Origin of the sequence: Streptomyces venezuelae (assembly GCF_008642295.1) — a bacterium.
GTDB lineage: Bacteria > Actinomycetota > Actinomycetes > Streptomycetales > Streptomycetaceae > Streptomyces > Streptomyces venezuelae_C.
The window spans coordinates 3011021-3036584 of sequence record NZ_CP029190.1 but is presented as its reverse complement, the minus strand read 5'-3'; the positions used below and the strand labels follow the sequence as shown (position 1 = coordinate 3036584).

Here is a 25564-nt window from a genome sequence, read left to right as displayed (position 1 = left end):
GTCAGGAGTTGTACGCGGACTGCGCCCGCTCCAACCCCTCCAGAACCAGGCACTCCACCGCGTCCGCCGACCGGTCCACGAACCAGTCCAGCTCCTTGCGCTCGGTGGACGAGAAGTCCTTCAGCACGAAGTCCGCGACCTGCATCCGGCCCGGCGGCCGGCCGATCCCGCACCGCACCCGGTGGTAGTCCGCGCCCATCGACTTCGTCATCGACTTCAGGCCGTTGTGGCCGTTGTCCCCGCCGCCCAGCTTCAGCCGCAGCGTCGCGTAGTCGATGTCCAGCTCGTCGTGGATGGCGATGATCCGCTCCACCGGCACCTTGTAGAAGTCGCGCAGCGCCGTCACCGGGCCGCCCGACAGGTTCATGAAGGACATCGGCTTCGCCAGGACGACGCGCCGGTTCGCGGGGCCCGGCGGGCCCATCCGGCCCTCCACCACCTGGGCGCGGCCCGCCTTGTGCGCCTTGAACTTGCCGCCGATCCGCTCCGCGAGCAGGTCCACCACCATGAACCCGATGTTGTGGCGGTTGCCCGCGTACTCGCCACCCGGGTTGCCCAGGCCGACGATCAGCCAGGGAGTCGTCGCGTCATCCGCCATCAAAGTGCTCCTCAACGTGAGACGACCGCCGTCCCGCTCCAGTGGAGCAGGACGGCGGTCGGTCAGGCAAAACCGGGAACCGGGAAGGCTCAGGCCTCCGCGGACTCCTCGCCCTCGGCGGCCTCGGCGGCCGGCTCCTCGGCCTGCGGGGCGACGACCTGCAGAACGGCGGTCTCGCCGTCGACGGCCAGGGTGGTGCCCTTCGGCAGGACCAGGTCCTTGGCGTGGATGGTGGCGCCGGCCTCGAGGCCCTCGATGGAGACGGTGACGGCCTCGGGCAGGTGGGTGGCCTCGGCCTCGACCGTGATGGTCGTCAGCAGGGTCTCCAGCATGTTCGCACCGGCGGCGAGCTCGCCCTCGGTCTGAACCGGAACCTCGACGGTGACCTTCTCGCCCTTCTTGACGATCAGGAAGTCGACGTGCGAGATCGTGCGCTTCAGGGGGTGACGCTGCACGGCCTTCGGCAGGACCAGCTCGGTGCCGTCGCCCGCGATGTCCAGGGAGATCAGGACGTTCGGGGTCTTCAGCGCCATCATCAGACCGTGGGCCTCGACGTTGACGTGCTTCGGGGCCTGGCCGTGACCGTAGATGACCGCGGGGGTCTGGGCGGCGCGACGGGCCTGGCGGGCGGAGCCCTTGCCGAAGGTGTTGCGGATCTCGGCGGAAAGCTTGACCTCGGACATGCTCACTCCTCGTGGGGTGACAGAAGAACGGACAGGTCACCCGGCCACGGATCGCAGCCTGCTACGAAGAGCGCGTCGATAACGGATCGCCGCACATGAGTGCGGCCTCCCTCGCCGAGCAACTCGAAGAGTCTACCCGGCGGGGAGGCCGCACCCCAAAACGATCTACAGCCCAGCGGCTGCTACTGCTGCTCTTCCTCGAACAGGCTGGTCACCGAGCCGTCCTCGAAGACCTCGCGCACCGCGCGAGCGATCATCGGGGCGATCGACAGCACCGTGATCTTGTCGAGCTCCAGGTCCGAGGGGTCCGGCAGCGTGTTCGTGAACACGAACTCGCTCACCTTCGAGTTCTTCAGGCGGTCGGCCGCCGGGCCCGACAGGATGCCGTGCGTGGCCGTCACGATGACGTCCTCCGCGCCGTGCGCGAACAGCGCCTCGGCCGCGGCGCAGATGGTGCCACCGGTGTCGATCATGTCGTCCACGAGCACGCAGACGCGGCCCTTGACCTCGCCGACGACCTCGTGCACGGTCACCTGGTTGGCGACGTCCTTGTCACGGCGCTTGTGCACGATTGCCAGCGGCGCGTCCAGCCGGTCACACCAGCGGTCCGCCACCCGGACCCGGCCGGCGTCCGGGGAGACGATCGTCAGCTTCGAGCGGTCCACCTTGGCGCCCACGTAGTCGGCCAGCACGTTCAGCGCCGACAGGTGGTCCACCGGACCGTCGAAGAAGCCCTGGATCTGGTCGGTGTGCAGGTCGACCGTGAGGATGCGGTCCGCGCCCGCCGTCTTCAGCAGGTCGGCGACCAGGCGGGCCGAGATCGGCTCGCGGCCCTTGTGCTTCTTGTCCTGGCGGGCGTACCCGTAGGACGGCACGATCACCGTGATGGAGCGGGCCGACGCGCGCTTCAGCGCGTCGATCATGATCAGCTGCTCCATGACCCACTTGTTGATCGGAGCCGTGTGGCTCTGGATCACAAAGCAGTCGGCGCCGCGCGCCGACTCCTCGAAGCGGACGTAGATCTCACCGTTGGCGAAGTCGAAAGCCTTGGTCGGCACGAGCTCGACACCGAGCTGGTGCGCGACCTCCTCGGCCAGCTCGGGGTGGGCGCGGCCGGAGAAGAGCATCAGCTTCTTCTCGCCGGTCGTCTTGATCCCGGTCACAGCACAGTCTCCTCAGACGTGTTGAAAGCTGCTCGCCCCCGTGTGCGTCCGTCCCGCACACGGTGAGCCAGCCGAATTGCGTGCACTTACCACGGTACGCCGTCCCCGACGCACCTGTTTCCGGTCAGTTCTCGGCCGGGACCTCATCGGTCGCCGACTGAGCAGCCTGCGCGGCTGCACTTCCCGGACGCTTGCGGGCCACCCAGCCCTCGATATTCCGCTGCTGGCCACGGGCCACGGCCAGCGCGCCGGGCGGCACATCCTTGGTGATCACGGAGCCGGCGGCGGTGTAGGCGCCGTCCCCGATGGTGACGGGTGCCACAAACATGTTGTCCGAGCCCGTCTTGCAATGCGAGCCGATCGTGGTGTGGTGCTTGTGCTCGCCGTCGTAGTTCACGAACACGCTCGCCGCGCCGATGTTCGTGTACTCGCCGATGGTCGCGTCGCCGACGTAGGAGAGGTGCGGCACCTTCGTGCCCTCGCCGATGGTGGCGTTCTTCATCTCCACGTACGTGCCGGCCTTGGCCTTCGTGCCCAGCCGGGTGCCCGGGCGCAGGTACGCGAACGGGCCCACGCTCGCCGAGTCCCCGACCACCGCACGGTCGGCCACCGTGTTGTCCACCCGCGCCGAGGCGCCCACCACGGTGTCCTTCAGCCGGGTGTTCGGACCCACCTCGGCACCCGCACCAATCCGCGTCTCACCCAGCAGCTGCGTGCCCGGGTGGACGACGGCGTCCTGCTCGAAGCCGACCGTCACATCGATGAACGTACTGCCCGGGTCCACCACGGTCACGCCCGCCAGCATCGCCCGCTCCAGCAGCCGCGCGTTCAGCAGCGCCCGCGCCTCGGCCAGCTGCACCCGGTTGTTGATCCCCAGGATCTCCCGGTGGTCCCCGCCGACCGCGGCGCCGACCCGGTGCCCGGCCTCCCGCAGGATGCCCAGGACATCCGTCAGGTACTCCTCGCCCTGGCTGTTGTCCGTCCGCACCTTGCCCAGCGCATCGGCCAGCAGGGCGCCGTCGAACGCGAACACCCCGGAGTTGATCTCCCGGATCGCCCGCTGCGCGTCGGTGGCGTCCTTGTGTTCCACGATGGCCTTCACGGCACCCGACTCGGGGTCCCGCACGATCCGGCCGTAGCCGGTGGAGTCCGGCACCTCGGCGGTCAGCACGGTGACGGCGTTGCCGTCGGCGTCGTGCGTGGCGACCAGCCCGCCCAGGGTGTCGCCGGTCAGCAGCGGGGTGTCCCCGCAGACCACGACCACGGTCCCGGTGATCCGCCCGCCGAGCTCCTCCAGGGCCATCCGGACGGCGTGCCCGGTCCCGTTCTGCTCGTGCTGGACGGCGGTCCGCACCCCGGCGTCGATCTCCCCGAGGTGTCCGACGACCTGCTCCCGGGCGTGCCCGACGACCACGACGAGGTGTTCGGGGTCCAGCTCGCGGGCGGCGGCGACCACGTGGCCGACGAGCGAGCGCCCGCAGATCTCGTGCAGCACCTTGGGGGTGGCGGACTTCATGCGGGTGCCCTCACCCGCTGCGAGGACGACGACGGCTGCCGGGCGGTTGGCGCTCACGGGGATGCCCTTCGGCTTCAGGGGGTGGACGCACGAAGGATACCGGGGGGTCAAGGGGGGTAAACGAGCGCGGGTCCTGACCGTCAAGTCAGGACCCGGATGTGGTGGGCTCCCCCGTCAGGACTCGAACCCGAACCTAATGGCACCAAAAGCCACTGTGCTGCCAATTACACTACGGGGGATGATATTCGACTAAACCGGACAATGTGCTCCGGTGGTTGAGTCGACCGCACCTACTATGCCGCACCAGGTGCCTTCGATGCGACGGTACAACGCGCAGGCCGCCGAAATACGGATGATCAAGCAGCCTCGGTAGTCCGTGCCGGTGTTCTTCCGGACGGTCTTCGGGTTGTGCTTCTTGAGCGTGGTCTTCCGTAGCCGGGAGCGTTCGATCCCGACGAAATCCGCCCAGTACTGCTCTGCCCCTGCCACGTCGGCGGATTCGTGGATCATCACGCGGAACCCCAGCCTGTGATGCTCGATCCCGAGCAGGCGCAGCCAGGCCAGGTAGACGCGGATGACCCCGGGGTCGCTGTTGATGAACACGACGCTCTCGTCGCGCCGGTACGGCTTGCTCTTGCTCCCCTCGGCCCAGTAGAGGGCGACGCCCAGGAGGAACAGCTCCCGATCGGTGAGCGGGCCGACCTCGTCCGCCGCAGCCGAGACCGTTGCGTGGCGCTGCGCTTCGCGCAGGGGCCGCTCGTGTGCCCAGCGCTTCATTGCGGCGTCCCTGCCCTGCTCGGAGGGGCTTCGGTGGTCGACCTTCGGGAGGTCCCGGACCCAGAGGGAGATCGAGCTCTTCGAGCAGCCCAGTTCGGCCTGGATCTGGTCGTAGGTCAGGCCCTGGAGGCGCAGCTCGCGGGCGCGGTCGCGGAGGTCGTCCTTCGCGTTCGGGCGCTTGGTCCATTCCGGCGGGGGTTCCCCCTGGAGCAGGCGGTTGAGGATGTCGTTGTTGTCCACGTGCAGGCGGTCGCGGATCTGGCGGCGGCTGAGGCCTTCGCGGCGGAGGGTGAGCGCCTGGGTGCGGAGGCCTTCGAAGTCGGCGTACTTGCTCATGTGGGCAATGTCGTCCCGGAATGCGGGATTCCTGTCTTGTTGTGCGGACGATTCAGTCGGATGTGCGATTACCGGCGGTTTGCTGGAATTCCGTTCGCGTGTGTGCTGGACCCCGCCCGTAGGCTGGTCGGTATGACCATGACGGGGGAAAAGCAAGGCGGCGAGGGTCGCGCGGGACCCATGTGGTGGGGGCGGCCCCGGGAGGCCGCCTTGGATGTGGGACTCGGCGTGGTGTCCGCCGCCGAGTGCGGGTTCGAGGGGGTGGCCTTCGCACGGGAGGCGGGACTGCCCACCGCGGTGGGGGTGGTGTTCGGGGTCCTGGTGGGCTCCACGCTGGTGCTGCGCCGGCGCTGGCCGGTCGCCGTGGTGCTGCTCTCGCTCGCGGTGTCGCCGACCGCGATGGGCTTCCTGCTCGGGGTGGTGGCGCTGTACACACTGGCCGCCTCCGAGGTGCCGCGCCGGATCACGGTACTGCTGTCCGTGCTGTCGCTGGCCGCGACCTTCGCCGTGACGTACGTACGCACCGAAGGGGACGTGGAAGCCAGCGGAACGTATCTCCTGGTGCTGTCGGGGTTCATCGCCATCGGGCTGACCGCGCCGCCCGTACTCCTCGGGCTGTACATAGGGGCCCGGCGGCGGCTGATGGAGAGCCTGCAGGAGCGGGCGGACTCCCTGGAGCGGGAGCTGGGGCTGCTGGCGGACCGGGCCGAGGAGCGGGCCGAGTGGGCCCGGCAGGAGGAACGGACCCGGATCGCCCGGGAGATGCACGACGTGGTGGCGCACCGGGTGTCGCTGATGGTGGTACACGCGGCTGCCGTGCAGGCGGTGGCGCGCAAGGACCCGGACAAGGCGGCGAAGAACGCGGCGCTGGTCGGGGACATGGGCCGGCAGGCGCTGACCGAGCTCCGGGAGATGCTCGGGGTGCTGCGGGCGGTGGAGAAGCCGGTACAGCCGGTGCAGCCGGTGCGCCCGGTGCGGGCGCCGGCTGCGGCTGCGGTTTCGGTGGCCCTGGCGGCTGCGCCGGCTCCGGCTCCGGTGGAGGAGGGGCCGGCACTGGCGGAGCTGGAGGTGCTGGTCGGACAGTCCCGGGCGGCAGGGATGGTGGTGGAGCTGGTGGTCCAGGGCGAGGCCGGGGGCTATGCGGCCGAGGTGGAGCAGACGGCCTACCGGGTGGTGCAGGAGGCGTTGACCAACTGCCACAAGCATGCGCCGGGCGCGCGGGTGACCGTACGACTGGCCCACCGCGGGGACGAGGTGGCCATGCAGGTGGAGAACGGCCCCTGCGACAGTGAGGCGAAGGACGCCGGACTGCCCAGCGGGGGCAACGGCCTGGTGGGGATGCGCGAGCGGGTGCTGGGCCTGGGCGGGGTGTTCGTGTCGGGCCCGACGGACGCCGGGGGGTTCCGGGTGTCGGCGGTGCTGCCGGGGCGGTCGGGCTGACTGCCCCGTACGGGCCGGGACTGCGTTGCGGACGGGGTTCGGGCCGGGTCCGGTTCGGGCCGGGTCCGGTCCGGGCCGGATTCAGGTGGTGAGGCGGGCCGGCTGGAGGCCGGTGAGGAGGGCGGTGAGGGCCTGGTCGATGCCGGCGCCGAGGTACCAGTCGCCGGTGTGGTCGATGGAGTAGACCCGGCCTTCGGCATCGAGGGCCAGGTGGGAGGTGCCGTCGGCCTCCACGCCGAGCGGGCAGAGCCGGGTGGACAGGGCGCGGCCGAGGTCCGCGAGGGTGCGGGCGAGGTGGAGTCCGGTGAGCGGGTCGAGCCGGACGGCGGTGGGAGCTATCTGCCGGCCCGGACCGGGGGCGGTGATGGTGAGGCCGCCGAACTCGGCCCAGGCCTCCACGGCGGCGGGGAAGACGGTGTGCCGGTGCCCGGCCGGGGTGGTGTGGTCGCGGAGGGCGTCCGCCCAGTATTCGGCCTGCTTGATGTCCCAGCGGCCGGGCTGCCAGCCGGCGGTGCGCAGCGCGGTGTCGACGGCGGGCGGGAACCGGGTGGCCGAGGACCGGTCGTAGGAGGCTGAGGTGGCGGTCATGGCTTCTCGGGGGTGGTGAGGTCGACGGGGCGTACGCCGAAGTGGGCGAGGAGTGCGTCACAGGAACGGCACGGCGGGGCATAGCTGCCGTGCAGCGGATCGCCGTCCTCACGGATGCGGCGGGCGGTGATCCTGGCGTTCTTGAGGGCCCGGCGGGCTTCGCCGGCGGTGAGGGGTTTGCGGGAGGCCCGTTTGCTGCGGGCGCCCTCGACGGTGGCCAGGTGCCGGGAGAGCAGGATGGCCTCGGGACACCGGCCGGTGAAGCGTTCCCGCTGGCTGCTGGTGAGGGTGTCGAGGAAATCCTGCACCAGGGGGTGGAGGACGGGGGGCTGGTCGCCCTTGCCGGCGGTACTGGTGAGGGTTTCACCGCGGACCGAGAGGGCCGCGGCGATGGTGGGGAGGATGCCGTCGCGCCGGAACCGGAGGGTGGGTGCGGTGTGGCCGTCGGCGGCGCTCCAGCGCAGCCGCGGATCGCCGGCCGCGGCGGTGGTGTCCGGCGGGCCGTTCCGTGTTGCCGTGTTCTGCATGTGTGTTCCCTCCCGTGGCGGCGGTGGTGGCCGCTGTCGCGCACGCCCCCGTACTGCGGGGACAGCCTGCCAAATGTCCTCATGGGCGCGGAAGCGGGGTCGAATATTCGTATCAATTCGGATGTTCCGGGGCGGTCGGCGGGGGCGGGGCGCGGGGGAGGGGGAGCCTCTTGCCGTACCGCATAGGCTGTGCTGAACCAGCCAGATCCAGCAGGGGGCTACCGCCATGACGACAGGTCGGCTCGGGCAGCAGGCCGCGCCACCCAACGCCGCGTACTCCGGGCAGGTCGTGCACTTCCCGGATCCCGTCCGGGCCGCCCGGCATCCGCAGGGTGTGCGCATGGACGCGGACGGGCATCCCGACTTCGCTCCCTATGCGCGGGCGGCGGTGGAGATCGCCGAGCCGCCCGAGGGCTTCGGCGTGGACGAGCTGCGGCTGACGGACTGCGTGTCGGCGAACGCGGCGATGCATGCGGCCGGGCACGAGCTGTGGGACACGGTGGGCCCGGTGTCGACCCCGCACGGCTGGACCTGGCACCACGTGGCGGGCACCCGCAGGCTGGAGCTGGTTCCGGTCGAGGTGAAGGCGCTGCTGAGGCACCACGCGGGCCTCACGACCGCTCCGGTGGACCACGGCAAGCGCGGGACGCGGCCGTTGCAGGAGGTGCGCCCGGTGCACCTGGGGCTGCCGAAGTCGGTGGTCGCGGTCTCGGAGGAGCAGGTGCAGGGGGTCGAGGAGGACCTCGGCTACCGGCTGCCGGAGGCGTACCGGTCCTTCCTGAAGGCCGCGGGCGGCTGTGCGCCGGTGGGCGCGGGGCTGGACGTGGAGCTGGGACTGCTGGTGGACCAGCCGTTCTTCACGGTGCGTGAGGAGGCGGCGGTCAACGACCTGGTGTACGCGAACAAGTGCCTGCGGGACCACCTGACGAAGGACTACCTGTGCGTCGGGTTCGTCCAGGGCGGGCTGCTCGCGGTGAAGGTGAAGGGCGAGGCACCGGGTTCGGTGTGGTTCTCGCCGTACGACGATGCGCGCGACCGGGACGGCTGGTCCGTCCAGGAGCGGGTGGAGCGGCTGTTGCTGCCGTGCGGTGCTGATTTCGACTCCTTCCTGGAACGGCTGGCGGGGAACCCGCCGGAGCTGGAGACCGTGGCCGGTCTGATGGTGGACGGCGGTTTCGCGCGCTCGGTTCCCGTGACCGGGGCCGTTCCGGCGACGGGGGCGGAACCGGTGTCCGGTCCGTCGGTGGAGGGATGATCGCGTCGTGGTGACGTTTGCACAGGCGCAGGAGCGCGCCGAGGAATGGATCAACGGGGACATGCCCGCGTACCAGCACCGGGAGGTGCGGGTGCGGGAGTTCGGCCTCGGGTTCGTGGTGTGGGCGGAGGACCGCCCGGCGGGTCCGGTGTCCGGGGGTGGCCGGCAGCGGCTGGTCATCGCGCGGGACAGCGGCGAGGTGACCCTGTGGCCGGGGCTGCCGGTGGGTGAGGTGATCCGCCGGTACGAGGAGGAGTACGGGGCCGTGGTGTCGGGCGGCGGGCAGGAAGCTTCGGTTCCGCCGCCGCGGATCGACTCGGAGCAGACCTCGTTCATGCTGAGTCCGCCGGAGTGGCTGCGGGAGGCGGGAGCGACGCCGGGCGCGGGGGTTCCTGCGGCGCCGGCCCCTGCTCCGGCCCCGGTTTCGGCTCCGGCCCCTGCTCCGGCCCCGGTTTCGGATCCCGTTCCGGCTCCGGCCGCGGTGTCGGATCCCGTTCCGGCTCCTGCTCCGACACCCGCTCCGGCTCCCGGTGCTGCGGCCGGTCGCGATGCCGGGACCGGAGCCGGTGATCCGTTGCGGGGCGGGGGTGTGCCCGCGGAGGCGGCGCCCGCCGCCGGGGCCCCGGCGGACGTGCCGGTGGGTGCGACCCCGTGGGCCGGGACGGATGTGAACCAGGGACCGGACGACGTGTCCGTGCCGCTGCCCGCGACCGTGTTCGCGCCGCCGCTGTCCGGTACGGACCTGGAGGACGTGCCCTCCCCCGGGGTGGAGCCGGAGGCCAAGACCACGCTGATGGCCGGCGGCAGCCGGCTTCCCCGGACCGCGGTGGCCCCGGCGATCGACCTGAGCGCCGCAGGGCCGGCGGCTCCGGCTGCCCCGGGTGCTCCGGCTGTTCCGGCTGCTCCGGGCGGCGCCGACGACATCGCCGATGCGCCGACCAGCAAGGCCCAGGTCCCGCGGCGGCCCGCACCGGCCGCCGGCGGGGACGCGCACCATGCCGCGACCATGCTGGCGAGCCCGGCTGCGGGTCAGCCCGCGCCTCCCGGCCCGCCCGGTGCTCCGGGTGTGGGTCAGCCGCCGGCGCCTCCCGGTCCGCCCGGGGCGCCGGGCGGTGGTCTTCCGCATGCCGCGACGATGCTGGCGGGTCCGGCCGTGGGTCAGCCTGCGCCTCCCGGCCCGCCCGGTCCGCCCGGTGCTCCGGGTGTGGGTCAGCCGCCGGCGCCTCCCGGTCCGCCCGGGGTGCCCGGCGGGGATGCGCACCATGCCGCGACCATGCTGGCCGGCCCGGCCGTGGGCGGCCCGCAGCCGCCCGGTCCACCGGCGCCGCCCGGGCTCCCGGGGACGCCGCCCCGCGGAGTGCCACAGCCGCAGCCCCAGCCGCCCGTACCCACCGGGGTGCCCACCGTCGGCCCCGGCTACCAGGCCGTCCTGCGCTACCGGGCTCCCGACGGTTCGGAGCAGCAGATCATCCGCCGCTCCGCGCCCGGCACCCCGCACCCGGAGTGGCAGATCCTGCACGAGCTGCGCGCCATGAACGTGCCGCCGCAGCAGGTGCTGGAGCTGCACACCGAGCTGGAGTCCTGTGAGCTGCCCGGCGGTTACTGCGCCCGGATGATCCGGGAGACCTGGCCGCAGGTGCGGATCACCAGCGTGGCTCCGTACGGCCAGGACCACGCCGGCCGCCAGCAGGGCATGCGGCACCTGCTCACCCATCAGGGCGAGCTGCACCAGGTGGCCGACGGTCCGGCGCGTCCGGCTCCGGTACGGGCGCCGCTGCCGCAGGTCCAGTTGCAGCCGGCGATTCCGATGGAGGCCATCGCGCAGGAGCTGGCGGGGGCCTTCGGTCCCCAGGGCGTGTTCCGGTTCGAGCAGCGGGCGGTGTCCCGGCAGGGTGTGCCGGAGATCGTGGCGCAGACCCTGGTCTGGGCGGGTCTGCCGGTGGACTTCGGGCCGTTCTTCTGGGCGCAGGCGGTGCCGGGTCAGCCGGTGCCGACGCTGGCCGAGCTGGCTGCGCAGCGTCAGGTGCAGCCGGCTTCGGACGCCGGCTCGTACCTGGTCGTCGGCAACGACTTCGGCAAGGCGCTGTGCGTGCAGTACGGCACGGCGCACATCGTTGCGGTGCCGGTGGAGGGCGGACCCGGCGGTGCGCCGGTGCCGCCGCAGTTCGTCAACTCGAGCCTGCCGCAGTTCGTCCGGTGCATGGCGATGCTGGGTCACATGTGGCGGCTGCGGCAGCATCTGACGCCGGAACAGGCGGGCCGTTGGACCGTCGATTTCCAGGCGAATCTGGTGGGGCTGGACAGTGCCGCGCTGGCCTCGCCGGAGAGCTGGTGGTCGGTGCTGCTGGAGCAGATGTGGGACGGACTGCTCTGACCGTGCGCTGATCCGGCACTGATCCGGCACTGATCCGGCGGTGATCCGAATGGCCGGGCCGGGACCCCTCGACGGGGGTCCCGGCCCGGCCATTCCGGCTTCTGCTTGCAAATGGCGCATCCTTGACAGGAATCCCCGCGAGAGAGGCGCTTCCAGGATGAGTGCACCGATGTCACCTCAACCGCACCGCTTCACCACGGTCCGCGGGCGCGCCTACCGCATGGAGGACGTCGACCGTTATCTGACCCGGCTGTCCGGGAGCCGGGACGAGGCCTGGGAGCGGGTGGCCCGGCTGACCGTCCTCGCCAAGCGGATGGAGGCGGAGGCGGCACGGCTGCGCGAGGCGGTGGCCCGGCTGGCGCCCCAGACGTACGACGACCTGAGCGAGCGGGCCCGCCGGATCCTCTTCCTCGCCGAGGAGGAGGCGGACGCACTGCGGGCGGACGCGCGGGCGGACGCCCTGGCGGCGGCGGGTGCCGCCGAGGCGCACGCGGAGCGGGTGGCGGAGCTGGCCCGGGCCGATGCACAGGCGGTCCGGGAGCAGACGGAGGTACGGGCCGGTCAGGGGCTGCTGCGGGCCGGCCGGGAGGCGGAGGAACTGCGGGCGGAGGCCCGGGCCGAGGCCGGGGAGTGGCGGGCGGAGGCCCAGGCCGCGCTGGAGGAGATGCGGCGACGGGCGGAGGGGCTGCTCGCGGACCGCGAGGCGGAGCAGGCGGAGCGCTGGGAGGCGGCGGAGCGGGAGTACGCGGCCCGGGCCGAGGAGCTCCGGGTGCGGGGCGAGGAGCTGGAGGCGTACGGGCAGGCCCGGCTGACGGAGGCGCGGCGGGCGTTTGCCGAGGCCGAGGAGGCGGCGCGGCACGGGCAGGAGGACGCGGAGGCGCGGGCGGCCGGGCTGCTCGCCGAGGCGCGGGTCCGGGAGGAGCGGATCGGCCGGGAGACGGACCGGGTGCTGCGGGAGCACGCGGAGGCGCAGGAGGAGATGCGGGCCCATATGAACCATGTCCGGTCCAGTCTGGCGGCGTTGACCGGGCGGGCCCCGGCGGAGGACTCGCTCTGAGCCGTACCCCGGGCCGGGCTCCGGTCCGGGCGCCGGGCTTCAGGAATCGAGCCGGCCGAGGAACTCCCCGATCAGCGGGGTGATCTCGGGCAGGTGGGTCTCCAGCGCGAAGTGGCCGGCGTCCTCGAAGAGGTGGAGTTCGGCGTCGGGCAGGTCGCGCAGGTAGGCCTTGGCGCCGGCCACGGTGAAGAAGGGGTCGCCGGCTCCCCACAGGATCAGGGTGGGCGGGCGGTGGGTGCGGAGCCATTCCTGCCAGGCGGGGTAGTGGCCGACGTTGCTGCGGTAGTCGAAGGCCAGGTCGGTCTGGGCGTCGGTGCGGCCGGGCAGGTCGAGGAAGTACTGGTCCAGGGCCGGGGCGCCGGGGTCGAGGCGGGTCGGGTCGGCGAGCCCGGCCTCGTACTGGAAGCGGGTGCCCTCGGGGGTGAACAGGCCGCGGACGGCCTCCTCGTCGCCGGGGGTCTCGCGGCGGCGGGCGATGAGCTCCCGGGCGCCGTCGGACAGGCCGTCCTCGTAGGCGTTGGCGTTCTGCACGATCAGGGCGGTGATCCGCTCGGGACGGCGGAGGGCCAGGCGGAGGCCGACCGGGCCGCCGAAGTCGAAGAGGTAGAGGGCGAACCTGTCGAGGCCGAGGGCGTCGGTGAAGGCCTCGGTGATGTCGGCGAGCCGGTCGAAGGTGTACGTGAAGCCGGCGGGGGCCTCGGTGTGGCCGAAGCCGGGGTAATCGGGGGCGATGAGCCGGTACCGGTCGGCGAAGGTGTCGATGAGCCGGCGGAACTGGTGGGAGCCGGTCGGGAAACCGTGCAGGAGCAGGAGCGCGGGGGCGTCGGCGGGGCCGGCCTCGCGGTAGAAGACGCGGACGCCGTCGATGTCGATGTGGCGGTTCCGGATGTGCATCACATGCCTCCTTGGGCTTCGTTGGCATTAGATTCGCGGATCACGGCTAATCCGTCAAGCGACTCAACTACCATTAGTCAGGTGACTGTGAACGCGATGGGGACCGTGACGTTCCCGCTCACCGGCGAGCCGCTCGCCCTCGACCTGGTCAACACCCGGCCCGCGGCAACCGGGGACCTGATCGCCGACCCGGCCGGCCTCACCGCCTGGCTGGGCGCACAGGAGGGCCGGCTGACCCCGGTCGCGGCGGTGGGCGCGGCCGAGGTGGCCGCCGTACACGCCGTACGGGAGGCCGCGGAGGCGGCGCTGCGCCCCGCGGCGGCGGGAGGCCGGCCGCCGGCGGCGGCCCTGCGCGCGCTGAACGCGGCCATGGCGGCGGCGCCGGCCCATCCTGAGCTGGAGTGGACCGGGGCCGGCGGACTCACGGCGGCCCGGCACCGCCAGGCGTCCCCCGCGGCCCGCCTGGCGGCGGAACTGGCGGAGGCGGTGGCCGAGTTGCTGACCGACCCGCGGATCACCTCGGTCCGGGCCTGCGAGGCGGAGGACTGTGTCCTGCTGTTCCTGCCGGCCCACCCCCGCCGGCGCTGGTGCGTGGCCTCGGCCTGCGGCAACCGCGCCCGCGTGGCCCGCTACTACGCCCGCCACAAGGCGGACCGGGGCGAGTCCTAGGCCTCGGGGGCGTTGGGGGCGTTGGGGCCGTCGGGACTTCCGGCGGCCTCGGGGGCCGGGCGCGGGGGGATCACGGCCGGGGGCACGGCTTCCGCCGGAGCGGCCGGAGCGGCCGGGGCCGGCGGGGTGAAGGCGTACGGGTCGCTGCGGAGGCCGGCCACCGTGACCACCACCGCCTGGGTACCGGTCAGCGGTCCCGGGTGGTCCACGACCAGACGGCCGTTGTCGAGGCGGGCCCCGGTCTCGGTGTCGTTGAAGGACACGCTCGCCGCGGTCGGCCGGAACCCGCCGCCCGAGACGGTGACCGGCCCGCCCGGGGCCTCCTGGCGGACGCCGGTGATCACCGGGGTGGGCCGGGCCGCCATCTTGTTCAGCAGATAGGCGCCGGCCGGGGCCCCGGTCAGGGCCCAGATCTGTTCCGGCAGCCGGGGGAGGCCGGCGCCGACGTCGCTCAGGAAGAAGGCCACCACATAGGCCATGGTGACCGCGCTCAGGGCGACGTACTGGAGGTCGACCAGGTCCGTACGCCCGCCGTCGTTCGCGATGAGGTCGCGCACCGGCCGGGGGCCGGAGCCCGGGCCCGGGCCGGGCTTGGCCAGCGTGCCCTGCTCGACCCGCAGGCCGACCACCGCCTTCGCGGCGATCAGGGCCACATACGGTCCGCCGAGCAGCGGAAGGTAGACGGTGGCGAGCGGGGCCAGCGGGCCGTCGGGGCGGTGGAAGTAGGCGATCCCGTCCCCGGCGAGGATTCCGTACCCCAGGACGACCAGCAGCAGCCAGACCAGGACGACGGTCCAGGCCAGGGCCAGGGTGGTGGAGGTGGACAGCCGGCCGTCCCGGCCGGTGATGAACGCGGGCTGCCGGCGCAGTCGTAAGGCCACCGGTCCGGCCAGCGCGGCCAGCGTCAGCAGTGCGAAGAAGGCGGAAAGCATATGAGTCCCCCCGGTAGGTGCCCCGTCAGTGGTCTACCGCTTGGCGGAGTCCATGACAAGGCGAAATCGCCTGGACGCCGCCCGACCGCCCGGCCTAGCCTCGGGCGGCATGACCGAGCTGACGACCGTCCACGACGTGCCCGTGCTGATGTGCCCTGCCGAGGGCGAGCCCATCGGCAGTGAACGCGATGCCCTGGACTTCATCGGGGAGGCCGGTTACCTGGGCGCCCGGTGGGTGGTCATCCCCGCCGGACGCTTCGACGAGGCGTTCTTCCGGCTGTCCACCCGGGTGGCGGGGGACATCGTCCAGAAGTTCGCGAACTACCGGGTGGGGCTGGTGGTCCTCGGCGACATCTCCCCGTACACGGAGGCCAGCCCGGCGCTGCGGGACTTCGTCCGGGAGAGCAACCGCGGGTTCCAGACCTGGTTCCTCGCCGATGCCGAGGAGCTGTCCGAGCGCCTGAAGGGCTGAGCCCCGGCCGCCCTCGCCACATCCTCCCCGTTACGTCCTCTATGCGGTCCGGCCGCCGCTGCGGGGGGAGCGGGCCGGGGCGGCCGGCGGGTCCTCCAGCTGTTCCGGGAGGACCTGGAACCGGCGCGGGGCCATCAGCAGGAGGATCAGCAGGGCGGCCACGGCCGCGGCGGCGGCGCCCACGTAGACATGGTCCACCGCGCTGGTCACGGCCCCGCGCAGATAGTCCGCCGCGGCATCGCTGAGCGCCGCCGGGTCCTCCAGCGCCCGGGTGACCTCGTCGAGATGGGCCGGCAGCCCGGGCACCGGCGCGTCGGCCAGCCGGGCCGCGAGGGTGGCGTTGGCGATCGCGCCGAACACCGCGGCGCCCACGCTCTGGCCCACCTGCCGGCAGAACAGCACCGATGAGGTGGTCACCCCGCGCTCCGCCCAGCCCACCGTGGACTGGACCCCGACGACCAGCGGCAGCTGGAACAGGCCGAGCGCGCCGCCCAGCGCCAGCATCAGCAGGGCCGGCTGCCAGGGCTGGGCGGGGTGCGGGAGGAGGGGGAAGGCGGCGAGGCAGAGGAAGGCGAGGCCGATACCGAGGGCGGCGGAGTTGCGGAAGCCGATCCGCCGGTAGACGTGCTGGCTGACCGCTGCGGAGATCGGCCAGCTCAGGGTCATCGCGGACATCACGAACCCGGCCGCGGTGGGGCCGAGGCCGAGCGCGGACTGGGCGTAGGTGGGCAGGAAGACCATCGGAGCGACCATCACCAGGCCCAGGGCTGCCATGGCCAGGTTGACCGCGGCGAGGGTGCGGCGGCGCCAGACCCAGCCCGGCAGGATCGGTTCTGCAGCGCGTCGTTCCACGTACACCGTGAGGGCGGCGAGCAGCCCGGTCGCCCCGAACAGGCCCAGGGACGGCGCCGACAGCCAGGGCCAGGCCACCCCGCCCTGCACCAGGGCGAACAGCAGCACCCCGCCGCAGGCGAACACGCAGGCGGCGCCCGCCCAGTCGATCCGGGCCAGCCGGGCCGCGGCCGGGAGGGCGGCGGCTGGCCGGGCCGGCTCGCGCAGGTGACGGGCGGTGAGCCAGAGGGCGAGGCCGCCGAAGGGCAGGTTGAGCAGGAAGATCCAGCGCCAGTCCGCGTACGCGGCCATCAGCCCGCCGAGGGCCGGCCCGGCGATGGCGGAGGTGGCCCAGACCGTGGACATCCGGGCCTGGATCCTGGGCCGGTCCTTGAGCGGGTACAGGTCGGCGGCCAGGGTCTGCACGGTGCCCTGGATGGCGCCGCCGCCGAGGCCCTGGACGATCCGGAAGGCGATCAGCGCGGCCATGTTCCAGGCGGAGGCGCAGAGCAGGGCGCCGGCCAGGAACAGGGCGGTGCCGGCCAGCAGCACGGGCTTGCGGCCGAAGGTGTCGGAGAGCTTGCCGTACACGGGCAGGGTGACGGTGACGGCGAGCAGGTAGCCGGAGAACAGCCAGGAGAAGACGGAGAAGCCGCCGAGGTCGCCGACGATCTGGGGGACGGCGGTGGCGACGATGGTGCCTTCGAGGGCGACGAGCGCCATGCCGAGCATGAGGGCGGCGACCAGGGCGGTCGGCGGCCGTCCGGGAGCTGCCGGTTCCGGTGCCGGTGGCGGTGGCGGTGGCGGTGGCGGTGTCGGTGTCGGGGGCGGCGCCTGCCCCGCCCCGCCGGGCTCCTTGTCCCCCGTCCCCATCTTGATCCTTTCACCGTGCACGCAATTCCGGGGAACACCCTCTCACCCGGCCCGCTCCGTGCGGTATCCCTCAGGGCGTCTCCCCCTGGAGGGGGAGGACCCCTAGGGGTTGCTCCTCACAATGGGCCAGGGTCCTTTCGTTCCGGCGGAGGACGAGGAAAGTCCCGGCCGGTCCTTAACTGGTTCCTACGGGCAACGGGGGGAACGGGGTGGGGTTAACCCCCGAACGGATACGGCGATCGGCACCAGGGTGCCGGGCACCCCTCGCGGCACAGACTTGCAGCGCCAACGAGCGACACCGGATGCGAACGAGGAGAAATACCGTGACAACGGCTGTGACCGAAACCAGGCACGGGGGTACTGGAGGGCGTACGGCCGTCGCGGCGCGAGCGCGGCAGGTCGTGAAGGCCTACGGCGCGGGCGAGACCCGCGTGGTGGCCCTCGACCACGTCGACGTGGACATCCACCGCGGTCAGTTCACCGCGATCATGGGTCCGTCCGGCTCCGGCAAGTCCACGCTGATGCACTGCCTGGCCGGTCTGGACACGGTGACCGGCGGCCAGATCTTCCTGGACGACACCGAGATCACCGGCCTGAAGGACAAGAAGCTCACCCGGCTGCGCCGCGACCGGATCGGCTTCATCTTCCAGGCCTTCAACCTGCTTCCCACGCTCAACGCGCTGGAGAACATCACGCTCCCCATGGACATCGCGGGCCGCAAGCCCGATGCGGAGTGGCTGAACCGGGTGGTGGAGACGGTCGGCCTGGCGGGCCGGCTCAAGCACCGGCCCACCCAGCTCTCCGGCGGCCAGCAGCAGCGGGTTGCGGTCGCCCGGGCCCTCGCCGCCCGTCCCGAGATCATCTTCGGTGACGAGCCGACCGGAAACCTGGACTCCAGGGCCGGCGCCGAGGTGCTCGGCTTCCTCCGCCGCTCCGTCGACGAGCTGGGCCAGACCATCGTGATGGTCACCCACGACCCGGTGGCCGCCTCCTACGCCGACCGCGTCCTCTACCTCGCGGACGGCCGGATCGTGGACGAGATGTTCAACCCCACCGCCGACCAGGTGCTCGACCGGATGAAGGACTTCGACGCGCGCGGGCGGACCTCATGACCGTCCTCAAGACCTCGATGCGCAACTTCCTTGCGCACAAGGGCCGGATGGCGCTGTCCGCCATCGCCGTCCTGCTGTCCGTGGCCTTCGTCTGCGGCACCCTGGTGTTCACCGACACCATGAACACCACCTTCGACAAGCTCTTCGCCGTCGCCAGCGCCGATGTGACGGTCAGCCCCAAGGACGCCAAGAGCGCCGACGAGAACCCGCAGACCGGAAAGCCGCTCGCGCTCCCGGGCAGCGCGGTCGCACAGGTGGCCAAGGCGGAGGGGGTGAAGTCCGTCGAGGGCGGCGTGATGTCGATGTCCGTCACCGTCGTCAACTCCAAGAACGAGAACCTGGGTTCGACCACCGGCGCCCCGACCCTGGCGGGCAACTGGACCGAGAACGAGCTCAAGTCCATGAAGATCACCTCGGGTCACGCCCCGCGCGGCCCCACCGAGGTGATGCTCGACGCCGACACGGCCAAGAAGCACAAGCTGAAGCTGGGCGACGAGATCCGCACGATCGCCATCACCGGCGACATCCGGGCCAAGATCTCCGGCATCGCCTCCTTCACCGTCACCAACCCGGGCGCGGCCGTCGTCTACTTCGACACCGCCACCGCCCAGAAGCAGCTGCTCGGCACCGTCGGGGCGTTCACCCACGTCAACGTCGTCGCCAAGGACGGCGTGAGCGACGAGCAGCTCAAGCAGAACGTGGCCGCCGCCGTCGGCGCGGACACCTACAGGCTGCAGACCGCCAAGGAAGCCGCGGACGCCAACCGCAAGGACGTCGGCTCCTTCCTCAACGTCATGAAGTACGTGATGCTCGGCTTCGCCGGTATCGCCTTCCTGGTCGGCATCTTCCTGATCTTCAACACCTTCTCCATGCTGGTCGCCCAGCGGACCCGCGAGATCGGCCTGATGCGCGCCATCGGCTCCGACCGCTCCCAGATCAACCGCTCCGTGCTGACCGAGGCCTTCCTGCTCGGTGTGGTGGGCTCGATCCTCGGGGTCGGCGCGGGCGTCGGCCTGGCCATCGGCCTGATGAAGCTCATGGGCCAGCTCGGTATGAACCTGTCCACGGACGACCTGACGATCCTGTGGACCACCCCGGTCGTCGGCCTGATCCTCGGTGTGGTCGTCACCGTCGTCGCCGCCTGGATCCCGGCCCGCCGGGCCTCCCGGGTCTCCCCGATGGCCGCTCTCCGCGACGCCGGCACCCCCGGTGACCGCAAGGCCGGTGTGGTCCGCGCCGTCATCGGCCTGGTGCTGACCGGCGCCGGCACCGCCGCGCTGCTGATGTCCGCCAACGCCGACACGGCGAAGGACGGCTCGCTCTGGCTGGGCCTGGGCATCGTGCTCAGCCTGATCGGCTTCATCGTGATCGGCCCGCTGCTCGCGGGTGCCGTGGTCCGGGTGCTCTCCGGGGTCGTCCTCCGGCCCTTCGGTTCGGTCGGCCGGCTCGCCGAGCGCAATGCGCTCCGCAACCCCCGGCGCACCGGCGCCACGGCCGCCGCGCTGATGATCGGACTGGCGCTGGTCGCCTGCCTGTCGGTGGTCGGATCCTCGATGGTGGCCTCCGCCACCGACGAACTCGACAAGTCGGTGGGCGCGGACTACATCGTCAGCTCCCAGACCGGGCAGCCGGTGCTGCCGCAGGCCGAGCAGGTCATGCGCAACGCCAAGGACATCGACCACGTCACCGCCTACCGCGAGGTCGAGGCCAAGGTCACCGCCCCGGACGGGTCCTCCGCCGACACCGAGCTCAGCGTCACCGACCCGACGTACCCGCAGGACGTACGCCGCAAGATGGCCGCCGGCGAGCACAAGGACGCGTACCGGCCGGGCTCCATGTCGGTCGGTTCGATCTACGCCGACGAACACGGCATCAAGGTAGGCGACCAGATGACGATCGCCTTCAAGGGCGGCAAGACCGTCAAACTGAAGGTCGCCGCCATCACCCTGGACGAGGGCAGCCTCGACAAGGGCGTGAAGTACATCAGCACCGCCGTCGCCGAGGCGAACGTGCCGGCCGACCTCCTGCCGCGCCCGTTCATGCTGCTGGGCAAGGCCAAGGACGGCCAGGCCGATGCCGCGTACGCCGCCCTGAAGACGGGCATGGCCGAGTACCCGCAGTACAAGGTCCTCAACCAGGCCGACTACAAGCAGGCCCTCAAGGACCAGGTCGGCACCCTGCTCAACATGGTCTACGGCCTGCTGGCCCTGGCGATCATCGTCGCGATCCTGGGCGTGGTGAACACCCTGGCCCTGTCGGTGGTCGAGCGGACCCGCGAGATCGGCCTGATGCGCGCCATCGGCCTCTCCCGCCGCCAGCTGCGCCGCATGATCCGCCTGGAGTCGGTGGTCATCGCCCTCTTCGGCGCGCTGCTCGGGCTCGGCCTGGGCATGGGCTGGGGCGCGACCGCGCAGCAGCTGCTCGCCCTGGAGGGCCTGAAGGTGCTCGAGATCCCGTGGGGCACGATCCTCGGGGTGTTCATCGGATCGGCCTTCGTGGGCCTGTTCGCCGCCCTGGTCCCGGCCTTCCGGGCCGGCCGGATGAACGTCCTGAACGCCATCGCCAGCGAGTAGCCCCGCGCCACAGCCCGGTGGCTCCGGTCCCCCACGGGGGAGGGACCGGAGCCACCGGCGTTTTCACGCCCCGGTTCCCCTTACTCCGCCGGTACTGAGCCGTGTGGGCGCAATCCCTCGCGCGGGTGACGGACCCCCGTCGTAGGCTGGGACCCCCCGGCCCGTGAGACGTGTCGGGCCCCTCGCGTTGCCCCGAGAACAACGAATCCTCCGGACGGAAAGCCCTTCATGAGTCTGCACGGACTGCTCGACGCCGTCACCCGGGACCCCGCGCTCACCGAGGCGGTCAAGGCGGCCGTCGACGGGAACCGGATGTACGTGGACCTGGTCGGTCCGCCCGCCGCCCGGCCCTTTGCGATCGCCGCGCTGGCCCGCCGTACCGAGCGGACCGTGCTCGCCGTCACCGCCACCGGGCGCGAGGCCGAGGACCTGGCCGCCGCCCTGCGGTCGCTGGTGCCGCCGGACCAGCAGAGCTCGATCGTCGACTACCCGTCCTGGGAGACCCTGCCGCACGAGCGGCTGTCCCCGCGCTCCGACACCGTGGGCCGGCGGCTGGCCGTACTCCGCCGGCTCACCCACCCCAGCAAGGACGATCCGGCCGCCGGCCCCGTCTCCGTGGTGGTCGCGCCCATCCGGTCCGTACTCCAGCCGCAGGTCAAGGGGCTCGGCGAGCTGGTCCCGGTGGCCCTGCGACAGGGGCAGTCCGCCGACCTCGGCGAGATCACCGAGGCGCTCGCGGCAGCCGCCTACGCCCGGGTGGAACTGGTGGAGAAGCGCGGCGAGTTCGCCGTCCGCGGCGGCATCCTCGATGTGTTCCCGCCCACCGAGGAGCACCCCCTCCGGATCGAGTTCTGGGGCGACGAGGTCGAGGAGATCCGCTACTTCAAGGTCGCCGACCAGCGCTCCCTGGAGGTGGCCGAGCACGGACTGTGGGCCCCGCCGTGCCGGGAACTGCTGCTGACCGCCGAGGTGCGGGAGCGGGCCGCGGCCCTGGCCGAGGCCCACCCCGAGCTCGGCGAACTCCTGGACAAGATCGCCGAGGGGATCGCCGTCGAGGGCATGGAATCCCTCGCCCCGGTCCTGGTCGACGACATGGAACTGCTGCTCGACGTACTGCCCGCCGGGGCGATGACGGTGGTCTGCGACCCCGAGCGGGTCCGCACCCGGGCCGCCGACCTCGTCGCCACCAGCCAGGAGTTCCTCCAGGCCTCCTGGGCCGCCACGGCCGGCGGCGGCGCGGCCCCCATCGACGTCGGCGCGGCCAGCCTCTGGGGCATCGCGGACGTCCGCGACCGGGCCCGCGAGCTCGGCATGATGTGGTGGTCCGTTTCCCCCTTCGCAGCCGACGAGGAGGTCGCGGGCGACTCCCTCACCCTGGGCCTGCACCCCGCCGAGGCCTACCGCGGCGACACCGCCCGCGCCCTGGCCGACACCAAGGGCCGGCTCGCGGACGGCTGGCGCACCGTCTACGTCACCGAGGGCCACGGCCCCGCGGTCCGCACCGTGGAGGTGCTCGGCGGCGAGGGCATCCCGGCCCGCCTGGAAGCCGACCTCGGCACCCTCGAACCCGCGCTGGTACACGTGGCCTGCGGCGCCCTCGACACCGGGTTCGTCCACGAGGAACTGCGCATCGCCGTCCTCACCGAGACCGACCTGACCGGGCAGCGCACCGCCAGCAAGGACCTCGGCCGGATGCCCACCCGGCGCCGCAAGACCATCGACCCGCTGACCCTGGAGGTCGGTGACTACATCGTCCACGAACAGCACGGCGTCGGCCGCTACATCGAGATGGTGCAGCGCACCGTGCAGGGCGCGACCCGCGAATACCTGCTCGTGGAATACGCCCCGGCCAAGCGCGGCCAGCCCGGCGACCGCCTCTACATCCCCACCGACCAGCTGGAACAGGTCACCAAGTACGTCGGCGGCGAGGCCCCCACCCTGCACCGGCTCGGCGGCGCCGACTGGACCAAGACCAAGCAGAAGGCGAAGAAGGCGGTCAAGGAGATCGCCGCCGACCTCATCCGGCTGTACAGCGCGCGGATGGCGGCCCCCGGCCATGTCTTCGGCCCCGACACCCCCTGGCAGCGCGAGCTGGAGGACGCCTTCCCGTACGCGGAGACGCCCGACCAGCTCACCACCATCGCCGAGGTCAAGGAGGACATGGAGAAGTCGGTGCCGATGGACCGGCTGATCTGCGGAGACGTCGGCTACGGCAAGACCGAGATCGCGGTCCGGGCGGCGTTCAAGGCCGTCCAGGACGGCAAGCAGGTCGCCGTCCTCGTCCCCACCACCCTCCTCGTCCAGCAGCACTTCGGAACCTTCTCCGAGCGGTATGCGCAGTTCCCGGTCAACGTGAAGGCGCTGTCCCGGTTCCAGACCGACACCGAGTCCAAGGCCACCCTGGAGGGGCTGAAGGAGGGCTCGGTGGACGTGGTCATCGGCACCCACCGGCTGTTCTCGCAGGAGACGAAGTTCAAGGACCTGGGCCTGGTCATCGTCGACGAGGAGCAGCGGTTCGGCGTCGAGCACAAGGAGCAGCTGAAGAAGCTCCGCGCCAACGTGGACGTGCTGACCATGTCGGCCACCCCCATTCCCCGCACCCTGGAGATGGCGGTCACCGGCATCCGCGAGATGTCCACCATCACCACCCCGCCGGAGGAGCGGCACCCGGTGCTGACCTTCGTCGGCCCGTACGAGCAGAAGCAGATCGGCGCCGCCATCCGGCGCGAACTGCTGCGCGAGGGACAGGTCTTCTACATCCACAACCGGGTCGAGTCCATCGACCGGGCCGCCGCCAAACTCCGCGAGATCGTGCCGGAGGCGCGGATCGCGACCGCGCACGGGCAGATGGGCGAGAGCCAGCTGGAGCAGGTGGTCGTCGACTTCTGGGAGAAGAAGTTCGATGTGCTGGTGTCCACGACGATCGTGGAGTCCGGCATCGACATCTCCAACGCCAACACCCTGATCGTGGAGCGCGGCGACAACTTCGGCCTCTCCCAGCTGCACCAGCTGCGCGGCCGGGTCGGCCGTGGCCGCGAGCGCGGGTACGCCTACTTCCTCTACCCGCCGGAGAAGCCGCTGACCGAGACCGCGCACGAGCGGCTGGCGACCATCGCCCAGCACACCGAGATGGGCGCGGGCATGTACGTGGCGATGAAGGACCTGGAGATCCGCGGCGCGGGCAACCTGCTCGGCGGGGAGCAGTCCGGCCATATCGCGGGGGTCGGGTTCGACCTGTACGTACGGATGGTCGGCGAGGCGGTGGCGGACTACCGGGCCTCGTTGGAGGGGGGTGGCGACGGGGAGGAGGAGCCGCCGCTGGAGGTCAAGATCGAGCTGCCGGTCGACGCGCACGTCCCGCACGACTACGCGCCGGGCGAGCGGCTGCGCCTCCAGGCCTACCGGTCGATCGCCGCGGCCAACTCGGAGGCCGACATCAAGGCCGTCCGGGAGGAACTCACCGACCGCTACGGCAAGTTGCCGGAGCCGGTGGAGAACCTGCTGCTGGTGGCCGGCCTGCGGATGCTGGCGCGCGCCTGCGGGGTCGGTGACATCACCCTGCAGGGCGGCAACATCCGCTTCGGGCCGGTGGAGTTGCGGGAATCGCAGGAGCTGCGGCTGAAGCGGCTGTACCCGGGGACGGTCATCAAGCCGGCCACCTCGCAGGTGCTGATCCCGCGGCCGAAGACCGGCAAGATCGGCGGCAAGCCGCTGGTCGGGCGGGAACTGCTCGCCTGGACCGGCGAGTTCCTCAGCACCATCCTGGGTTCGTAGCAGGCGGCCGGGCACGCAGCAGCCGCCCGCGCTCGGGCGCGGGCGGCTGCGGGGCTTCGGTTGCGGCAGGGGCGCGGGTCGCTACTTGTTCGGGTCGTCGTCGATGCCCAGCTTGTCTTCCACCTGCTGCTGGGCTTGGTCGACCTTGTCGGTGTACTTGCCGCCGGTCCGCTCGTTGGCCTCTCGCTCGGCCTGGTCGGACATCTCCTTGCCCTTGGACTTGGCCTGGTCCTTGAACCTGTCGAAAATCCCCATGCGAGGACTCCTTCCATAAGCAGTTGCAACGTTACGCCGGATTTGATCCATTCGCTCGCCGAAGGGCGGTTTAGGATCTTGATCCATGCGCTCCCGACTGCTGCCCTCCGCCGCCCTCCTGGTCCTCGCCCTGTCCGGTTGCACCGACTCGGACACATCCTCCGGAACCCCGGCCCCCGGCCCCGGCCGGGCCGACGGGGCCAACGCCCTGGCCGCCGTCGACCAGCTGCCCGTCAAGGGGCGGGCGCCGAAGACCGGGTACGAGCGGGCCCAGTTCGGCACCGCATGGCTGGACACGAACGGCAATGGCTGCGGCACCCGCGACGACATACTCAAGCGCGACCTGGCGGGCGCCACCTTGAAGAACGGCGACGCCTGCAAGGTGGCTTCGGGCGTGCTGGAGAAGGACCCGTACACGGGGGAGCGGATCGAGTACGAACGCGGGAAGCCGGACGCCGGCGTGGACATCGACCATGTCGTCGCGCTCTCGGACGCCTGGCAGAAGGGCGCCGGCTCCTGGGACAAGGCCAAGCGCATCGCCTTCGCCAACGACCCGTTGAACCTGCTCGCCGTGGAGCCCGCGGCCAACCGGAAGAAGGGGGACGGGGACGCGGCGACCTGGCTCCCGCCGGACCGGTCGTACCGCTGTACCTATGTCGCGGCCCAGGTCGCGGTGAAGCAGAAGTACCGGCTGTGGGTCACCGCGGGTGAGCGGGACGCGATGAAGCGGGTGCTGTCGGGCTGCCCGGACCAGCGGCTGTTCACCGGCGGCAATCCCACGGCGCCCCCGGCCCGGCTGGCCCGCTGAGGGCTGTGCCGGGGCCGGGGGCCGGGGGCCGGTGGTGCAGGGCCGGGGTGGCGTGGG

General features: G+C 71.9%; 21 protein-coding genes and 1 tRNA gene. 10 read left to right on the top strand and 12 right to left on the bottom strand.

The features are described from left to right. Position 1: 1 nt before the first annotated feature. The 6 genes from pth to DEJ50_RS13150 all read right to left on the bottom strand — a co-directional run bounded on the left by pth (position 2) and on the right by DEJ50_RS13150 (position 5073). Positions 2-598: an aminoacyl-tRNA hydrolase gene (pth, locus tag DEJ50_RS13175; protein WP_150208112.1), complete on the bottom strand. Its 597-nt coding sequence runs from the start codon at positions 596-598 to the stop codon at positions 2-4. 89 nt (positions 599-687) lie between these two features. Next, positions 688-1281, bottom strand: coding sequence for a 50S ribosomal protein L25/general stress protein Ctc (locus tag DEJ50_RS13170; protein WP_150208111.1), 594 nt, complete (start codon positions 1279-1281; stop codon positions 688-690). 182 nt (positions 1282-1463) lie between these two features. Next, a complete protein-coding gene (locus tag DEJ50_RS13165; RefSeq protein WP_150208109.1) occupies positions 1464-2444 on the bottom strand; it encodes a ribose-phosphate diphosphokinase in 981 nt (326 codons plus the stop codon). A 124-nt stretch (positions 2445-2568) separates the two neighbouring features. After that, positions 2569-4017, bottom strand: coding sequence for a bifunctional UDP-N-acetylglucosamine diphosphorylase/glucosamine-1-phosphate N-acetyltransferase GlmU (glmU, locus tag DEJ50_RS13160; protein WP_150208107.1), 1449 nt, complete (start codon positions 4015-4017; stop codon positions 2569-2571). A gap of 109 nt (positions 4018-4126) precedes the next feature. Next, positions 4127-4199, bottom strand: a tRNA-Gln gene (locus DEJ50_RS13155). Between the two features lie 10 nt (positions 4200-4209). Then, positions 4210-5073: a hypothetical protein gene (locus DEJ50_RS13150; protein ID WP_190344451.1), complete on the bottom strand. Its 864-nt coding sequence runs from the start codon at positions 5071-5073 to the stop codon at positions 4210-4212. A gap of 132 nt (positions 5074-5205) precedes the next feature. On the opposite strand from DEJ50_RS13150, the gene DEJ50_RS13145 reads away from it, so the two are divergent. Continuing rightward, positions 5206-6513, top strand: a complete 1308-nt coding sequence (locus tag DEJ50_RS13145; RefSeq protein WP_150208106.1) for a sensor histidine kinase — start codon at positions 5206-5208, stop codon at positions 6511-6513. Between the two features lie 81 nt (positions 6514-6594). Here the strand turns inward: DEJ50_RS13145 and DEJ50_RS13140 are convergent, their stop codons facing one another. After that, on the bottom strand, positions 6595-7101 hold the full coding sequence (locus DEJ50_RS13140) for an SUKH-3 domain-containing protein (RefSeq protein ID WP_150208104.1): 507 nt from the start codon (positions 7099-7101) through the stop codon (positions 6595-6597). Further along, positions 7098-7628 carry a YwqJ-related putative deaminase gene (locus DEJ50_RS13135; protein ID WP_150208102.1) on the bottom strand — a complete coding sequence of 177 codons (531 nt, stop codon included), beginning with the start codon at positions 7626-7628 and terminating at the stop codon, positions 7098-7100. The genes DEJ50_RS13140 and DEJ50_RS13135 overlap by 4 nt, the downstream gene beginning before the upstream one ends. Positions 7629-7854: 226 nt before the next feature. Between DEJ50_RS13135 and DEJ50_RS13130 the strand changes: the two genes are divergently transcribed. From DEJ50_RS13130 to DEJ50_RS13120, 3 genes are all read left to right on the top strand, one after another. Further along, entirely contained in the window at positions 7855-8883 is a 1029-nt protein-coding gene (locus DEJ50_RS13130) for an SMI1/KNR4 family protein (protein WP_150208101.1), read from the top strand. 7 nt (positions 8884-8890) lie between these two features. Beyond that, entirely contained in the window at positions 8891-11257 is a 2367-nt protein-coding gene (locus tag DEJ50_RS13125) for an SUKH-4 family immunity protein (RefSeq protein WP_150208099.1), read from the top strand. A gap of 169 nt (positions 11258-11426) precedes the next feature. Next, positions 11427-12314, top strand: coding sequence for a cellulose-binding protein (locus DEJ50_RS13120; RefSeq protein ID WP_150208097.1), 888 nt, complete (start codon positions 11427-11429; stop codon positions 12312-12314). 39 nt (positions 12315-12353) lie between these two features. On the opposite strand, the gene DEJ50_RS13115 is transcribed toward DEJ50_RS13120, so the two are convergent. After that, a complete protein-coding gene (locus tag DEJ50_RS13115; RefSeq protein WP_150208095.1) occupies positions 12354-13208 on the bottom strand; it encodes an alpha/beta fold hydrolase in 855 nt (284 codons plus the stop codon). Between the two features lie 81 nt (positions 13209-13289). On the opposite strand from DEJ50_RS13115, the gene DEJ50_RS13110 reads away from it, so the two are divergent. Continuing rightward, positions 13290-13877: a CGNR zinc finger domain-containing protein gene (locus DEJ50_RS13110; protein WP_223837734.1), complete on the top strand. Its 588-nt coding sequence runs from the start codon at positions 13290-13292 to the stop codon at positions 13875-13877. Here DEJ50_RS13110 and DEJ50_RS13105 read toward each other — a convergent pair. Beyond that, positions 13874-14809, bottom strand: coding sequence for a hypothetical protein (locus DEJ50_RS13105; protein WP_150208093.1), 936 nt, complete (start codon positions 14807-14809; stop codon positions 13874-13876). The genes DEJ50_RS13110 and DEJ50_RS13105 overlap by 4 nt on opposite strands. 109 nt (positions 14810-14918) lie before the next feature. Here DEJ50_RS13105 and DEJ50_RS13100 point away from each other — a divergent pair, with 109 nt between their 5' ends. After that, the gene (locus DEJ50_RS13100; RefSeq protein ID WP_150208091.1) at positions 14919-15281 is read left to right on the top strand and encodes a DUF4180 domain-containing protein; all 363 of its coding nucleotides are present in this window, start codon (positions 14919-14921) and stop codon (positions 15279-15281) included. A 39-nt stretch (positions 15282-15320) separates the two neighbouring features. On the opposite strand, the gene DEJ50_RS13095 is transcribed toward DEJ50_RS13100, so the two are convergent. Further along, on the bottom strand, positions 15321-16985 hold the full coding sequence (locus DEJ50_RS13095) for an MFS transporter (RefSeq protein WP_150208090.1): 1665 nt from the start codon (positions 16983-16985) through the stop codon (positions 15321-15323). A gap of 302 nt (positions 16986-17287) precedes the next feature. Between DEJ50_RS13095 and DEJ50_RS13090 the strand changes: the two genes are divergently transcribed. The 3 genes from DEJ50_RS13090 (at position 17288) to mfd (ending at position 24444) form a co-directional block, all read left to right on the top strand. Further along, positions 17288-18097 carry an ABC transporter ATP-binding protein gene (locus tag DEJ50_RS13090; RefSeq protein WP_411757599.1) on the top strand — a complete coding sequence of 270 codons (810 nt, stop codon included), beginning with the start codon at positions 17288-17290 and terminating at the stop codon, positions 18095-18097. Then, positions 18094-20670, top strand: a complete 2577-nt coding sequence (locus DEJ50_RS13085; RefSeq protein WP_150208086.1) for an ABC transporter permease — start codon at positions 18094-18096, stop codon at positions 20668-20670. Before DEJ50_RS13090 ends, DEJ50_RS13085 begins: the two co-directional genes overlap by 4 nt. A 228-nt stretch (positions 20671-20898) precedes the next feature. Continuing rightward, a complete protein-coding gene (gene mfd / locus DEJ50_RS13080) occupies positions 20899-24444 on the top strand; it encodes a transcription-repair coupling factor (protein WP_150208084.1) in 3546 nt (1181 codons plus the stop codon). 81 nt (positions 24445-24525) lie between these two features. On the opposite strand, the gene DEJ50_RS13075 is transcribed toward mfd, so the two are convergent. Beyond that, positions 24526-24699, bottom strand: a complete 174-nt coding sequence (locus DEJ50_RS13075) for an antitoxin (protein ID WP_150208082.1) — start codon at positions 24697-24699, stop codon at positions 24526-24528. Between the two features lie 85 nt (positions 24700-24784). Between DEJ50_RS13075 and DEJ50_RS13070 the strand changes: the two genes are divergently transcribed. Then, positions 24785-25507: an HNH endonuclease family protein gene (locus DEJ50_RS13070; RefSeq protein WP_150208081.1), complete on the top strand. Its 723-nt coding sequence runs from the start codon at positions 24785-24787 to the stop codon at positions 25505-25507. Positions 25508-25564: the final 57 nt, after the last annotated feature.